The sequence below is a fragment of the Paenibacillus sp. Soil787 genome (assembly GCF_001429545.1).
Lineage (GTDB): Bacteria > Bacillota > Bacilli > Paenibacillales > NBRC-103111 > Paenibacillus_E.
Window position 1 is genome coordinate 269,571 of sequence record NZ_LMSP01000044.1, and the last position, 15,551, is coordinate 285,121.

The window sequence follows — 15,551 nt, forward strand, 5'->3', positions numbered from 1 at the left end:
TCTAAAGGGGTCAAATTCACTTTAACATTTTGGTCCACAGATTCATGTCCTCAAATTTATCGTAGATATCACAATTTTTCGTTAGTCTGCCGTAATAACGGTACCCCATTTGGAAGAAAACGGCATTCATACCGAAAGAAAGGGCTCTGGATAAAGAGTAAGCACAAGTGATGCTTCGCGTGATTAATTCATCTTCCAAAGCATGCATAAGCAATCTCATGAGTCCTTGATTACGATAGGCAGGGAGTGTGGCGCAATCCGTCATTTCTGCATTGGCGTAGACCGTATTGATCTCTGCGGAGGCGGCACTAATCAATTGATCCGTTGATTCAACGAGATAATAAATCGTTCCCTCCCGCATGGTTTTTTCGATGTACAAAGGATCGTTCATCGGTGTCGGATATGTTTGAAATATTTGATTGTATAAAGCTGAAAGCCGATCAGCATCCTCCATCCGAGCAATACGCAGAGTACAGTGTTCCGGAACCAATGGCCGATCTGGCTTAAGGGGAAGAGCTAGCACTTGATTTAGAATTTGGTCCTCCTTTATCCAATAATCGCTAGTCCGCCGCTCAAGATCATCATACAGAGCCATACAGTATGCGTCGCAACCATTAAAATATCCCTTATAAATTCCCTCCAGCATGCAGCCTTTGGATAAAAAAGTTTGCCAATCATCCTCTCTAGATTTAATAAACACTTTGGTCAAAGCATTGACTTTAGCAATCTCGCCTATCCGTTTGCAAATGGCATCCACATTTCCCAGATAGTCATCCACCCGCAGCCGTTTGTTTAAGAAATCGAGGCAAAAGCTAACCTTATAATCGTCGCCGTTCTCAACCTGATTTGTATACGTTGGGAGATTACTTGGCATCCAGAATTCCCCTTTCTGCCTAAAATCGTTCATTCAGCTATCTGCAAAAATGGTGCCAACTGTAAACCGAGACCTCGATGGGTACAGCGTGTGTGCAATACCGAATGAATTATTAATTTTGCTGCCAAAAATATAGCAACTGCCAAATAATTGGCGGCTTTTCCCGCGATAACACATTGCAGAAGTTAGATGCCTACCTCGAAAAGTTGGCATTTATTTTGCATAGTAATCAGGTAGTGATAAGAATGTTCCATATAAAATATTCTGGGGCCCCCGCAAAGTAATGGGACTATGCTTCGAAGCATTACTTCACTTTGTGGGGAGATATAGGGATCTTTGGTCGGAGATCAAAGTCTCACCATTAGGAGGACGGATGTATATGAATTGCATGTGGTGTGAAACGGAGGATATCCGGGAAAGCGTGAAAGATTGCTACTGGATCATGCCGGATGGGAGAATGTCGGTTCAGATTTTGGAAGTCCCTGCTATCGAATGTTCTAACTGCCGTACTTACGTATTGGAGAGTATTGCACAGCAAATCGAAGAGACACTTTACTGGCATGATGTATCCGCGCTAGGAACTGCTTTTCGCTATGAAGATCTGTTAAGGGCTCCTCGGGTTAAGAATATGTTTCTCAAATAAAGCCGTAGCAATGTTTATCAATGGGGGTGCGTTATGAAGCGGGAGCATTTAATAAAGCCGGTTTTGGATCACCATTATCCCACCATTCAATATGGAAAAGGTGTTTATCTGTACGATGATCAAGGCAAAGCTTATTTAGACGCATCGTCAGGGGCTGTGACAGCGGGAATCGGACACGGGGTTCAAGAAATCATCGACGCGATGCTGGAGCAGGCGGGCAAGGTTTCTTTTGTCTACCGCTCCCAGTTTACCAGTGAACCAGCCGAAAAGCTGGCGAAGAAACTGAGCGATTTGGCGCCTGGTAATGATTACTGGGCATTCTTTGTGAACAGTGGATCCGAAGCAACTGAAACGGCGATGAAGATTGCCATTCAGTACTGGCAGGAGAAGGGGCACCATGGGAAAAATAAAGTTATTTCAAGACGAATGAGCTATCACGGTATCACGATGGGTGCTCTTTCGATGTCAGGACATGATCTTAGAAGAAGACGATTTATTCCCTTATTAGAGGACTTTCCGGTTGTTGTTCCCCCATATTGCTACCGCTGTCCGTTGGGCAAAACCTATCCAGACTGCAAGTTGGCGTGTGCGGAGGATTTGGAAACCGCTATAAAGCGGATCGGTGCAGAGCATATCGCCGCATTCATAGCAGAGCCGATTATTGGAGCTGCAGGTGGCGCTATTGTTCCGCCTGAAGGATACTACAAGAAGATCAAGGAGATCTGCGAGCAGAATGAGATCTTATTCATTGCCGACGAGGTTATGACGGGCATTGCCCGCACAGGTGCTATGTTCGGCATGCAGCATTTCGGCGTCGAACCGGATCTGATGGCACTAGGAAAAGGCATGAGCGCAGGATATACGCCAATGGCGGCAGCTTTGGTCAAGGATCACGTGATGGACCCCATTTTGCAAGGGTCCAAAAGCATCATGTCTGGCCACACCTACAGCGCTAATCCGCAATCCGCGGCAGTTTCACTGGCGGTTCTCGCCTATATCGAAGAACATCAGCTAGTCAAAGCTGCAGAGATCAAAGGCAGCTATTTGCTCAGCCAGATGCGCCAAATGGCAGAACAGATCGAGATCATCGGCGATGTAAGGGGCCAAGGACTTCTTCTAGCCATGGAATTTGTTTCCAATCTAACCGATAAGCTGCCGTTTCCAACTGGGCTAGGTGTCACCTCACGAATCGTCGAAAAAGCCTTTCAAAAAGGCCTCCTCGTGTATCCTGCGGCAGGAGCAGTGGACGGGGCAGGGGATGCCATTATTGTGGCTCCTCCCTTTGTGATCACAGAAGAAGAAATGGACCAGCTCGTGCGGATTTTGGATGAATCCATTCGGGAAGTCATGGTTGAGGTTACCCGATCCCTATTGGAGGAGATATGATGGAGCCACATGAGAATTCACACGCGGTTGTAGATGGAAAAGTAAGGACCTTAGATGAGGCGCTTCAAATGATAGCCGATGGCTGTACGTTGATGTATGGCGGGTTCGGCGGCATTGGAACACCTCCAACGATGATCGAAGGTATTTTGCAAAAAGGGATAAAGGATCTAACGATTATTGGGAATGATACCGGGTTTCCGCATATCGGCATTGGTCGATTAGTCACAGCAGGCAGAGTAAAGAAAGTGATTGCCTCCCATATCGGCTCCAACCCTAACGCTGGTCAAAGGATGGAGGATGGCACCATGGAGGTGGTGTTTTACCCGCAAGGAACACTAGCAGAGAAAATTCGGGCAGGCGGCGTAGGTCTTGGCGGGATCCTGGCGGATGTGGGTGTCGGAACGATCATGGAGCAAGGAAAAGCGACTGTTTCTATTGACGATAAAAAGTATCTGGTGGAGCCGTCACTTACGGCGGACGTTGCCATTGTTCATGCGAAAAAAGCCGATCCTTACGGGAATCTTGTCTATGATAAAAGCGGAAGAAATCTTAATCCCTTGGTCGCCATGGCCGGGAAGTTTACGATTGCTGAAGTCGATGAGATTGTACCGCTTGGCGACCTAGACCCCGAAAACATTGTAACGCCGGGCATTTTCGTGGATATGGTGATACTGAGCAGAGGGGTGAACTGGGAATGGGTATGGGAAAAGAAACCCGCGTCCGAATAGCAAAGCGGGCTGCGGGGGAATTAAAGGACGGCATGGCCGTCAATTTAGGAATCGGCATTCCGACCCAAGTTGCAGATTATGTTCCTGAAGGCATTAACGTCGTTTTTCATGCGGAAAATGGGATTTTAGGAGCAGGGGGCGGCCCGCTTCCGGGAGAAGAAGATGCTTTTCTCTGCAACGCGGGCGGATATCCCGTCACGATTGCCACCGGTGCTTCCTATTGCGATAGCAGTGTTGCTTTTGCCATGATTCGCAGGGGATGTATAGATATCACGATACTTGGCGCGTTAGAGGTCAGTGAGCGAGGGGATTTGGCCAATTGGATCGTGCCGGGGAAGCGGGTGGCAGGGATCGGAGGGGCGATGGAGCTAGCGCAAAAAGCCAAAAAAGTCATCGTTCTTATGAACCATGTCAATCGCCAGGGGGAATCCAAGGTTAAAAAACAATGTGACTTGCCGCTAACAGCGCAGGCATGTATCAAAATGATTATTACGGAAATGGCCGTGATGGAGGTCACGGAACAAGGATTGCTTTTAAAAGAAATCATGCTGCCTTATACGATAGAGGACGTTGTAAGTCATACGGAAGCTGCATTAATCATTCCGGAGAACATCACGTACATTCCATAACCGTAATGACAAAGACGTTTTCTTATGCAAATCTGAAGGAGGGAATTCCTTTGCCCAATCTGAACGCTGAACTGCAAAAGCAAATTCATGAGTGGATTAGGCTTCATCGTGAAGAAGGCACCTGTTTTCTGCAGAAGATGGTCAGAATCCCCAGCACGCAAGGCAATGAGAAGGAGGCCCAGGCCTTAATTGCTGATAAATTTCGCGAGTTGAAATTAGACGTTGATGTCTGGGAGCCGGATGGTGAGGCCCTTGGGACACATCCTTATTTTTGTTCTCCTAGAAACCGTTTTACGGGCAGTCCCAATGTAGTCGGTGTCATGAAAGGTTCTGGAGGGGGACGATCGATCCTACTCAATGGTCATATTGATGTCGTTCCGGAAGGAGATCGGAATCAGTGGCAAGATGATCCTTATAGCGGTAATATGGTGGACGGGAAGCTGTATGGACGCGGGGCAACGGATATGAAAGGCGGAAACGCCTCTCTTCTTCTTGCTATAGAAGCTATTCAGAGTCTTGGCATTAAGTTGAAAGGCGATGTCATTATTCAAAGTGTCATTGAAGAGGAAAGTGGCGGGGTAGGGACACTGGCTGCGATCGTTAAAGGATATCGAGCAGATGCCGCTTTAATTCCAGAGCCGACTAATTTACGCATATTTCCGAAGCAGCAGGGCTCTATGTGGTTCCGTCTTGAGGTCAAAGGCCGTTCGGCGCATGGAGGAACCAGGTACGAAGGGGTTAGTGCCATTGAGAAAAGCATGATCGTGATGAAGCATATCGTGGAGCTTGAGCAGCAAAGAAATGCTCGGATCTCGGATCCTTTGTACGCTCAAAACCCTATTCCTATTCCCATTAATATAGGTGTTATTCAAGGAGGGAATTGGCCTTCATCTGTAGCGGATACCGTCAAGTTAGAGGGAAGAATGGGCGTTGCACCTGAGGAAAAGCTTGACGAGGCTAAGGCGGAAATGGCCCAGTGGATTGAGGGGCTTAAGGAAAAAGACCCTTGGTTTGAAGCGCATCCGGTTGCAGTTGAATGGTTTGGAGCTCGGTGGGTTCCGGGAAGTGTGGATCCAAAGCATGATTTGATGCGGGTTCTGATGGAGCAATATCGGGAGGTTAAGCAAGAGGAACCAATCATTCAAGCATCGCCATGGGGAACAGACGGCGGTTTGCTCACGCAGCTAGGCGAAACGCCTTGTATTGTTTTCGGCCCAGGCATCACACAGGTGGCTCATTATCCTAACGAGCATATTGTGCTGGATCATGTGTTTGAGGCAGCAGAGATCATCGCATTGACCCTGATTCATTGGTGTGGTTTGGATGGGGTGGAGGTCTAGGGATGTGGCGGAAGCCGAAACGGACATTTTGCAGGTGAAGCAAATCAAAAAGTAAGGCTATATAGAAAAAAGACCATACCCTCGCGAATGATGATTGACGTGCGTGTTTGGTCTTTTTTTATATATAAGATTTTACTTGCTCTGGGTTTGGGCAAAAGCGGTGGCTTAATCCTCATCTCATAGTCGAATAATAGCGGTTGGAGCCTCTTAGTTATGCAAGGAGCTCAGGTGGGGTGGAAGGAAGTGGCAAAGGGAACTACGATGCGTTAATTATCAAAAATCAACGCCTTTTTGAGCTCGGGGGGAACGACAGTTCGTTATTTTGCCAATTTGTCTCTAATATCGCATTTAAAGCGGAAATAAGGGATTGACGTTCCGTTTCGCTAGCTAATTTGGCGCTTTTAAGCAAATTAACGCATCGTCGTTCCTTTTCATGAGTTTTGGATGGCTGGAAGGAGCCCCGTTCCTAATGCCGCTATTTTTGCTACTACTTTCAGCAACAGGGCCGTCTTTTTCAGACGTCTCGGAGCTGTTTCACTCCACTTTGGCATCGGAGAAGGCCTTTTCCGCCTTCTCAGTCACTAATGCAGCCGACGCGTATGAAGGTAGATCCATACCAAGAACCTGAGATACAACTTCTGTTTATTGTAACTACGCTTAATTCTCTGTATTCGGAACACTCTCTTTATCCTTTTTACTCTCCGTATCCTCTTTATTCTCCTTCTGCTGCGCTTTCATCAATTTATCTTTCATTTCATCCCGCTTTGGCCGACGGTCCTTCAACGACGCATGCTCTGGTGTATCCTGATAAATTTTCCTTCTGCCAATCCGGCGCAAATTTTCTGGCACTAGGTTAAATTTTTCATCTTTCATGAGCGCAATAATTCCTGTGCTTTCCGGCTGTTTCTCAATACCGTAGATTTCGTTGAAGTATTCGTCTGCACGGCCTGATACATAGTTTTTCGGCTCGGGGTAACCAACGATGACACCTTCGTAATTACGCAGAATGACCTTATCCTGGCTTTGCGAGATCAAGTAGTTAGGCTGAAGCGCAATTTTTCCGCCTCCTCCTGGAGCGTCAACGACGAAGGTTGGTACAGCATATCCTGAGGTGTGGCCGCGAAGTGATTCGATAATTTCCAGCCCTTTGGAAACAGGTGCCCGGAAATGACCGATCCCTTCGGACAAATCACATTGATAGATATAGTAAGGACGAACACGGATTTTCACAAGATCATGCATGAGCTTTTTCATAATATAGGTACTATCGTTTATACCGGCCAGAATCACCGACTGATTGCCTAAAGGGACTCCGGCGTTCGCTAGCATTTCGCAGGACTTTTTCGCTTCGTCCGTCATTTCCAAAGGATGATTAAAATGGGTATTCAACCAAACCGGGTGGTATTTTTTGATAATGCTGCACAAATGCTCCGTAATCCGCTGCGGGAAAACAACCGGAGCTCTCGTGCCGATACGGATGATCTCGACATGGGGAATCGCCCGTAAATTTTTCAAAATATACTCCAAAATATTGTCATTAATTAATAGTCCATCCCCGCCAGAAAGCAGAACATCACGCACCTCCGGCGTATTTCGAATATAAGCAATCGCTTCATCCAATTGTTTTTTGGGAACCCCCATGCCCACCTGACCGGAGAAACGGCGGCGAGTGCAGTATCTGCAGTACATCGAACATTGATTCGTTACTAGAAATAGAACCCTGTCAGGGTAACGATGTGTTAGACCAGGGGTAGGGGAGTCTTCGTCCTCGAATAGGGGATCCTCGAGATCATACTTTGTTTTCAATAATTCGGCGGATATGGGCACAGATTGCATACGAATCGGGCATCGCGGGTCATCTGGATTCATCAAAGATGCGTAATAGGGGGTAATATTCAAAGGAATGGTTTGCGTTGAAATGCGAACACCCTCTTCTTCCTCGGGGGTTAAATTCACGACTTTCTTCAGTTCATCCAGAGTACGAATGGTATGTGTCAGCTGCCAAAGCCAATCATTCCACTGTTCATCCGTTACGTTTTTCCATAGCTCAACTTGCTTCCAGTCTCGTCGTTCCATTATTGCACCTCCAGAAATGATGCCTTCTTATGAGTAGTAGATGCAAAAAGCGTGCCAACATTTCCAAACAAAGTAAAACAAAAAAGACTCCTTTCGGAGCCTTGAAATGACGACTTTTATGGCTTTTTCACGATACCGTAACGACTCAGTTTATATTGTAATGCTTGGCGCTTGATTCCTAACGCTTGTGCGGTGAGAGTGATGTTATATTGATGATTTTCCAGTGCATCCGTGATGGTTTCCTTTTCCATTTGCCTCACTTTATCGGTCAATCTACCTGTTGTGATGGTGGCCAATTCGTCGCTCCACGGAGCGGATAACCGGGTGGGAGCTGCAGTTTTTGTATGATTCCCCATGAAATAATCGGGAAGGTGATTTTCTTCTATGATTTCACATTCCAGTTCCATCATATTATAGGTGGATTCGATGGCATGACTTAATTCCCGTATATTGCCGGGCCAATGATAGTTCATTAAGCGATCCAGTGCCGCTGGGGTAATGCCTGTTATTTTCATGCCGAACATATGATTAAATTTATCAATAAAGTGGTAGGTGAGTAGCGGAATATCTTCTTTTCTTTGCACAAGCGGAGGAAGGTATAGATTCACGACATTTAGCCGGTAGAAAAGATCGCTGCGCAGCAATCCTTTTTCCAATGCTTCCTTCGGATCTATATTCATGGCGGTAATGATGCGGACATCGACTTGCTGTTCCTGCGTTCCCCCGACTCGGCGAATGATCCCGTCTTGAAGCACCCGCAATAGTTTGGCCTGTAGGAATAAGTCCAAGCTATTCAACTCATCCAGAAAAAGAGTTCCGCCGCTAGCTTGCTCAAATAATCCAGCACGGTCAATAGCGCCAGTAAACGCTCCTCTTGCAGTTCCAAACATGATACCTTCCATCAGCTCGCCCGGAACTGCCGCGCAATTTTGAGCAATAAATAGGCGGTTTCGGCGGGCTCCGGCATTATGTATGCTCTGTGCGAACAATTCTTTACCGGTGCCGGTAGGTCCGGATAGCAAAACAGGCGAGCTAGTACGTGATGCCTTTTTGGCGAAGGAGACGGTATGTAGGAAGGTTTCGCTTTTGCCAATTAAATCACTGAAATGGTAACGAGCGGAGCTTGCATTTTTCTTATCTTTTGACGGCGATTCGTAGATTTGATGCCTGAGATCAAGAATTTGGTCGTGGAGATGAACAATGCTTGTTATATCTTTTGCCACTTCTAGGGCACCGATGATTTCGCCATTTTCCAAAAGAGGATACGTACTATTAATAGTAGTGATCCGTTTCCCGGTTACACTGACATAGGTTTGTATTTTTTCTCGTATTTCTATGCCTGTTTGCAGAACTTTTATGAAGGTGCTGGTTTCGTTCGTTAGGGAAGGAAAAAGGTCGAAGAAGTTCTTTCCAACCACTTGTTCACGCTTAAAACCATCGGTTTCAGCCATCTTATCATTATAAAAAATGGTTATTCCCTTATTATCGATCAGATGAACACCGACATCAATGATATTTAAGATTTTCTCGAAATACTTCGATCCATGATCGCTCTGCTTGGACATTATGTTCACCCGCCTCACGAAGAATGGTTCAAATGGTTCAATTAACATCTTATGAAATACTATTTGAAAAAATGTCCAATGAAAAAACATTCCATCATACCCGATTTCAGATTCCACACTTTTTTTTTTCGCATTATTGATTTATGATTAAACAACATTTAAAACATTCGGTCTAACGAGGAGAAATGTGGGCATGTCAAAGATCATGAAACCAATCGAGGTGAAGAGGGGAATCCTCCGTTTTGTTAATGGTCATGCCGAGGAAGTTGAGGATAGCATTGTAACGGAATATCCGGTTACGGTGAAAATTAACGGACAAGAATTTGTTACTTTGGTATGTACACCAGAATATATAGAAGATATGGTCATAGGGTTTTTGGCTTCAGAAGGCATTATCAAGAAATACGATGATATTGAAAAAATATGGATACAGGAGAGAGAAGGATTTGTCCATGTGACAACAACAACTTTCAATCCATATACCCTCGATTTTCAAAGTAAACGATATATCACCTCCTGCTGCGGGATGAGCAGACAAGGCTTTGTTTTTGTAAACGATGCATTGACCGCCAAAAAGATGGAGGATATTCGTGTAAAAGTTTCCATCGATGATTGTTTTCGATTAATGAATGAGATGCAGCAATCAGCGGATACATTTCGTCATACGGGCGGGGTCCACAATGCAGCCTTATGTGACTCAAACGGCATTGTTTTAAGCCGGATGGACATAGGCAGACATAATGCACTGGACAAAATTTATGGATATTGTTTGAAGAATGACATTCCCATTGGTGATAAAATTATCGTATTTAGTGGCCGTATTTCCTCCGAAATCTTATTGAAAGTAGCCAAAATAGGCTGTGAAGTGATATTGTCCAAGTCTGCCCCGACAGAGTTGGCCTTACAGCTGGCAGAACAACTGGGAATCACCACGATTGGTTTTATCCGTAATCAGTCGCTAAATGTGTACACGTGTCCGAAGAGAATTATAAATATTTGACATTAGAATCGAGGCCATTTACATGGAAAATGTTAATCTGGACAAATTGCATCGCCCTCTAAGGGATTTGCGAATATCGGTTACCGATCGCTGCAATTTCCGCTGTCGATACTGTATGCCGGAGGAAATATTCGGTCCTGACTACTCATTTTTACCTGACGATAAAATTTTATCGTTTGATGAGATTGATAGATTGGCACGGATTTTCGTCTCTTTAGGCGTAAAAAAACTGCGTATTACCGGAGGAGAGCCTTTACTGCGTAAAGATCTCCCTACACTTATTAAACGTCTTAAGCAAATCGAAGGCGTAGAGGACATTGCCTTAACGACGAACGGTTCATTACTAAAGAAATTTGCAGGTGATCTATTTAATTCCGGTTTATCCCGTGTGACAGTGAGTTTGGATTCATTAGATGAAGAGCGTTTTGCTTATATGAACGGAAATAGAAGCAGCGTGAAAACGGTACTTGAAGGGATGCAGGCTGCATCAGAAGCGGGAATGAAAGTGAAAGTAAACATGGTTGTCCAAAAAGGAAAAAATGACCAAGATATTATCCCGATGGCTCAATATTTCAAAGAGAAGAAGTATACCTTACGGTTTATTGAATATATGGATGTAGGAAACTCCAATGATTGGAAGTTGGATGAAGTCATGTCCAAACATGAGATTTTAAAGATAATTCACGAGACGATGCCGATTGAGCCTGTCCTTGCGAATTATCACGGTGAAGTGGCTTCCCGATATCGTTACGCAGATAGTGACCAGGAAATAGGAATTATTTCGTCAGTGACAGATTCCTTCTGTTCTTCCTGCACAAGAGCCCGCATTTCAGCTGAGGGAAAGCTGTATACATGCTTGTTTGCTTCGGGAGGTTATGATCTTAAAGATCTGCTCCGCTCCGAGCAATCGGATCAGTCTGTAACCGATACGATTCGTACCATTTGGAATAACCGTTCTGATCGTTACTCAGACGAGCGATTAAGTCATACCCATCATAAGTCATCTCCTAAAGTAGAGATGTCGCATATCGGGGGATAAGCTTTCCCGCAAAGCTGAAGCTGCAAAATCAGAAAGAGCGTCTTGTCATTAACAGACGCTCTTCTTGTTTTCTATTCTTTTGATAATGAGGTATAAATGAAGAGAAAGAGGATTAAGAAGTTGTCTTCTTGCCCATGACCAGACTTAAAGTGATTGTTACATTATTTTCTGTGTCAAGAACAACGGTATGAGGATTCTTCATTCCAAAATCATCAAAAGTCACGGTGGTACTGCCCCCAAGATTAATAACATCCTGATTATAAGCAGCATCGGTCTTAAATATGACGTCTTTCGTTATATTTTTAATTGTGAGGCTTCCTAGCATGTCGAAGGAAACTTTCTCACCTTCTTTCCATTCTTTCGGAAAGTTATCGATCGATTTGAGCGTAAACTTGGCTTCAGGGAACGTTTGTGCATTTAAGTATTCCTGACCTTTAATGTGGCCGTCCCTTTGAGAATTTCCAGATTGCATCGTATTGATACCAACGACGGCTTCAGCCTTCATTTTGGCCAGGTCAGTCGTGTTTAATGCCCATTTTCCTGTCACAGTGCTGCCTTCAAAGTTAACTTTTTCCTTGGATGTGGTCACTGAGAAATAGACTTTAGAATCTGGCTGAATACTCCAATCCCCGTTCAATTTTCCTGTATCAACAGCAGCAGCTGTGCTGACCTGAGTAGAACCACTATTCACTGGTATAGCTTCCTGAATGGTCACATGATTGCCGGCATAATAGTCATAAGCATAATAAGCTCCACCTATTATAACAATTGCTCCAACAGCCAACGCCGTTAGTTTTAGCTTCATCTTTATCCCTCCATGTAGGTATGATCTATAAAAACTATGTTATAAAATAATTGCCTCAGTAACATTACCTCCACTTCTAATGCACTACATTACGTAGTGTTAAGATGCAAAAAATAATCAAATTTATCAATACTATTAAATGTAGTGTTAATAGACTTGGTTTTTATACTAACAATACTATCTGAGAATTTGCTGAATACAACCTTAAAATATCCTGAATATTTGGATTTTTCGCAGGACTGTTCTTAATGATGTCAGTTTGGGCATATGGTGGCGATCCGGTGCCCGATTTTCTTGTTAACGACTATACAAACCTTTTACATAAAAAGGAAGTTCGTGATTTTTAACGAATAGTATAAATAATCCATGATGAAAGGGCGATATGAGAGACACTTCATTTGCGCATACGAATTTTGTGAATTCGAAGTGGGAACATATTTATTTTTCGGATGTAATTATTAATATGATTCAGATGGGAGGAACAATATTTGAGAATATTGTTCGTCCTAAAGCGGAAAAAAGTCAGTTGATTGAAGAGCCTGGAACCGGAAATTGGGTAAATGTCGAACCCGTAATGTTTAAAAACAGTGATTTGAGTACTGCGATATTTGACTCATGTAATCTTACGAACGTGGATCTCAAAAATTGTAATATTGATGGGTTAAGTATAGATGGAATTTTGATTAAAGATTTAATAGATAATTATAAGAATACGAAGAATGAAGAACGTTAGTTCAATATGAAATTTCAAAGGCTGTCGGAGTGATCGGTGGCCTTTGCTCAATAGGAGGTGAACTGTGGGACCCAAAGAGCAGATAGATACTGTCACTAACTTACAACTAGGAGATATAAAGGCCTTCGATATTCTTGTCCAAGCATACCGTGAACAGGCTCAGGCGTGGGCGATACGAATTGTTCGTGATTCCCACTTAGCTGAAGACGTAGTTCAAGAATCGTTCTTCCAGATGGAAGGGAAAATCAACGGCCTCCAAGACCCTAGTAAGTTTAATGCATGGTTCCGACAAATGGTACGCCGATTAGCAATCAATCATATTCGCGGCTTATCCCAAAGCGTATTGCCGATAGGAGATATTCCAGAGCAAGATGATATCGACTCTGGGAGTAGGAACGCGGAATCCGACCCCTTGCAACAAATGCTTATACACGAAAATGAACAAGAATTATTACGGAACTCGCTTTATTCTTTATCCAAGCAAGCTCGATCGTTGTTAACATCGTATGCTTTAGAGGATGCGACACCGGAAGAGTTAGCAAACCGTTTCGAAATGAATAAGAGTAATGTCTACAACATTCTCTCTCGTTCTCGAGCAAAAGCAAATGATGAGCGGTTCCGCTGTGAAGTCGATCAACATATACGCGAACGAAGACGCCTTGGATTACCATCTTCTCACCAATTGCAGCCTCCTTGTTATGGCCGGCCGTATTCTCTGATATCTATATTGATCGGCGAGGTGCTTAGGATAGCAGGTGAGCCTGACTGGACCATTACCGACCTGATGGGTATTTCTGGTGATGCTTTTCGTTTGAATGTGACAAATGGCTGCAACTGGCGTGGTATTTCGACATTTGATTGGAGCTATTCATTTTACCGTACGCTAGAAAGATTAGGGCTAAGCGGGACTTGCTTCGGTAGACCTGGCCGGACATCCATTTCGCCGGAACAACAGATAGATATTCTGTCCATCATACAAGATACAATAGATCGTGGCTTACCGGTGATTATCTGGAATATGGAGATTAATGAGTTTGGTTTTGTTTACGGTTATAACGACGTAGAGCGCACGATCTCTTATCTTAGTTATAATCGTAAAGCCCGAAGATTTCGATATGAACAATTAGGACGTACAGGGCAAGAGCCTGCTCTTTTCATCGCAGCCATACGACAACGTGTAACCTCACCCGCCTCTGAAAACGAAATACTTACCTCAATCGTCAATCACGCCAAAGGGAAAGAGCCACCAATTCCAGGTTTCGAGTATGGTCTTCAGGGTTACCGACTATGGCTTGAGGCCGTAGAGAGTGAAGATCTCGATCTCCATGGACATGCTTATCAGGTGGCCATTTTGTCGGAAGCCCGGCATCAAGGTGCTCTATATTTACAAAACTTATCGGAGAAGGCACATACCTCTGAACGACAAAGGAAGTTGGCGGAAGCCGCCGCATGCTATCGTCGCGTTAGCGAAGCGTTTGCTCAGATGTACCCCTCATTTCCGTTCGGTTACGGAGGCTGTAACGCCGACCGTTTCTCAATCATTCGAGAGAGATTGCTCCTAGCGTTAGAGGCAGAAACCGAGGGGATTTCATTAATAGAAACATTAATTTATTAAATTTGATAGAAAATAACATCTCGTTGTGTCTATAGGTTGAAAGCTAAATAATAGGAGGAATCAATCAATGACACACCCAATTTTGCCGTATATGCCAGCCGTTTTTATCCCAGTGAGTAATCTAAAACGCTCCACCGAATGGTATGCGGACTTGCTGGAACAACCAATTGTACCTAAACAAGAAGGCGGAGCTATATACTACTTCAATTTTGCTGGAACGGATATTATATTGGACAGTAATGTTTGGGGATTTCCACCGACAATCATGTTCGATACGCAAAATATTGATGATTCATACACATTCTGCAAAACTCATCCTAACGGGTTTATGACAGACGTTCAAAGATTTACCGACGTTTCCTTTTTTAATATTAATTCCAACATGGTCTGTCAGGCTCACCGAGCGCCAGAACCTGATCAACCGCAACCTGTACATGCACTATTGAGACGTATCAGCCGAGTCATCATTCACGCGGAAAATCTACAGGATAGCATCGAATGGTACGAAGCGTTTCTAAAGCGTACGATAGAGACCGACCCTTGGACCGAGGAGCTCCCACTCATTCGGATGGACAGAGGTGCGCATGTACTCATTGATGATAATCGATTGAGTCAATCACCTCGCGTCTTTTATGATCGTATGCAGCTGGAGTTTCGTGTAAATCCCATTGTAATTATTGAGTCACATGATATCGAGGCCGCACTCGATTATGTCCGTTCCAAAGGGGCTAAGGATGGAGGAATAGAAGCCCGCCTAGGAGTTCGCTTCTTCACGTTCTATGACCCAGATGGTAATGGGTTAATGGTGTGTGAAAACAAATTTTTATAAAATTATTTCGAAAAGTAGACTAATGGATAAGATGCTTTTGGTAAAACGGCACCGGCCCTCGTGTTCGCTGTTTTAATCTTCATTCTAGTCATCATTAATGCTGACGATCAAGGCTTTCTTTTTCATAATTAGCAATCTCATTAAGCTGAAAAAAGGAATTAGTCTATCCCATTGGGATGGATTTTTTTCTTTATTCATACGTTCAAGTTGATTCTCATAATACGAACGACAGCATAGCGAAGTGACATAGTTACTTTGATACTTGGGCAATGAGAGATTATGCGGAATA

The 15,551-nt window shown here is 44.1% G+C and carries 14 protein-coding genes; 10 read left to right on the forward strand and 4 right to left on the reverse strand.

Features of this window, described 5'->3' with window-relative positions:
• Positions 1-16 precede the first annotated feature (16 nt).
• On the reverse strand, positions 17-874 hold the full coding sequence (ablB, locus tag ASG93_RS27600) for a putative beta-lysine N-acetyltransferase (protein ID WP_056837282.1): 858 nt from the start codon (positions 872-874) through the stop codon (positions 17-19).
• Positions 875-1,253: 379 nt separating this feature from the next.
• Here ablB and ASG93_RS27605 point away from each other — a divergent pair, with 379 nt between their 5' ends.
• From ASG93_RS27605 to ASG93_RS27625, 5 genes are read left to right on the forward strand one after another with little or no spacing between them, the layout of a single operon-like run.
• Entirely contained in the window at positions 1,254-1,517 is a 264-nt protein-coding gene (locus ASG93_RS27605; RefSeq protein WP_056837292.1) for a YokU family protein, read from the forward strand.
• Positions 1,518-1,550: 33 nt separating this feature from the next.
• On the forward strand, positions 1,551-2,903 hold the full coding sequence (locus tag ASG93_RS27610) for an aspartate aminotransferase family protein (RefSeq protein ID WP_056837294.1): 1,353 nt from the start codon (positions 1,551-1,553) through the stop codon (positions 2,901-2,903).
• Positions 2,900-3,631, forward strand: coding sequence for a CoA transferase subunit A (locus ASG93_RS27615; RefSeq protein WP_321166709.1), 732 nt, complete (start codon positions 2,900-2,902; stop codon positions 3,629-3,631). The genes ASG93_RS27610 and ASG93_RS27615 overlap by 4 nt, the downstream gene beginning before the upstream one ends.
• Positions 3,598-4,260, forward strand: a complete 663-nt coding sequence (locus ASG93_RS27620; protein WP_056837298.1) for a 3-oxoacid CoA-transferase subunit B — start codon at positions 3,598-3,600, stop codon at positions 4,258-4,260. The genes ASG93_RS27615 and ASG93_RS27620 overlap by 34 nt, the downstream gene beginning before the upstream one ends.
• 59 nt (positions 4,261-4,319) lie before the next feature.
• On the forward strand, positions 4,320-5,600 hold the full coding sequence (locus ASG93_RS27625; RefSeq protein ID WP_056837689.1) for a peptidase: 1,281 nt from the start codon (positions 4,320-4,322) through the stop codon (positions 5,598-5,600).
• A 657-nt stretch (positions 5,601-6,257) separates the two neighbouring features.
• Here the strand turns inward: ASG93_RS27625 and ablA are convergent.
• Both ablA and ASG93_RS27635 read right to left on the reverse strand, forming a co-directional pair.
• Positions 6,258-7,676, reverse strand: coding sequence for a lysine 2,3-aminomutase (gene ablA, locus ASG93_RS27630; protein WP_056837299.1), 1,419 nt, complete (start codon positions 7,674-7,676; stop codon positions 6,258-6,260).
• Positions 7,677-7,792: 116 nt separating this feature from the next.
• Positions 7,793-9,241, reverse strand: coding sequence for a sigma-54 interaction domain-containing protein (locus ASG93_RS27635; RefSeq protein WP_056837304.1), 1,449 nt, complete (start codon positions 9,239-9,241; stop codon positions 7,793-7,795).
• 205 nt (positions 9,242-9,446) lie between these two features.
• Here ASG93_RS27635 and fdhD point away from each other — a divergent pair, with 205 nt between their 5' ends.
• Entirely contained in the window at positions 9,447-10,241 is a 795-nt protein-coding gene (gene fdhD / locus ASG93_RS27640; RefSeq protein WP_056837691.1) for a formate dehydrogenase accessory sulfurtransferase FdhD, read from the forward strand.
• Between the two features lie 22 nt (positions 10,242-10,263).
• Entirely contained in the window at positions 10,264-11,280 is a 1,017-nt protein-coding gene (gene moaA / locus ASG93_RS27645; protein WP_056837305.1) for a GTP 3',8-cyclase MoaA, read from the forward strand.
• 112 nt (positions 11,281-11,392) lie between these two features.
• Here the strand turns inward: moaA and ASG93_RS27650 are convergent, their stop codons facing one another.
• A complete protein-coding gene (locus ASG93_RS27650) occupies positions 11,393-12,085 on the reverse strand; it encodes a YceI family protein (protein ID WP_056837308.1) in 693 nt (230 codons plus the stop codon).
• A 463-nt stretch (positions 12,086-12,548) separates the two neighbouring features.
• Here ASG93_RS27650 and ASG93_RS27655 point away from each other — a divergent pair, with 463 nt between their 5' ends.
• The 3 genes from ASG93_RS27655 to ASG93_RS27665 all read left to right on the forward strand — a co-directional run bounded on the left by ASG93_RS27655 (position 12,549) and on the right by ASG93_RS27665 (position 15,262).
• A complete protein-coding gene (locus tag ASG93_RS27655; RefSeq protein ID WP_162262886.1) occupies positions 12,549-12,818 on the forward strand; it encodes a pentapeptide repeat-containing protein in 270 nt (89 codons plus the stop codon).
• 64 nt (positions 12,819-12,882) lie between these two features.
• Positions 12,883-14,433, forward strand: coding sequence for an RNA polymerase sigma factor (locus ASG93_RS27660; RefSeq protein WP_056837312.1), 1,551 nt, complete (start codon positions 12,883-12,885; stop codon positions 14,431-14,433).
• A 67-nt stretch (positions 14,434-14,500) separates the two neighbouring features.
• Positions 14,501-15,262 (forward strand): VOC family protein, encoded by a 762-nt coding sequence (locus ASG93_RS27665; protein WP_056837314.1) that lies wholly within the window; start codon positions 14,501-14,503, stop codon positions 15,260-15,262.
• The last annotated feature ends 289 nt before the right edge of the window (positions 15,263-15,551 follow it).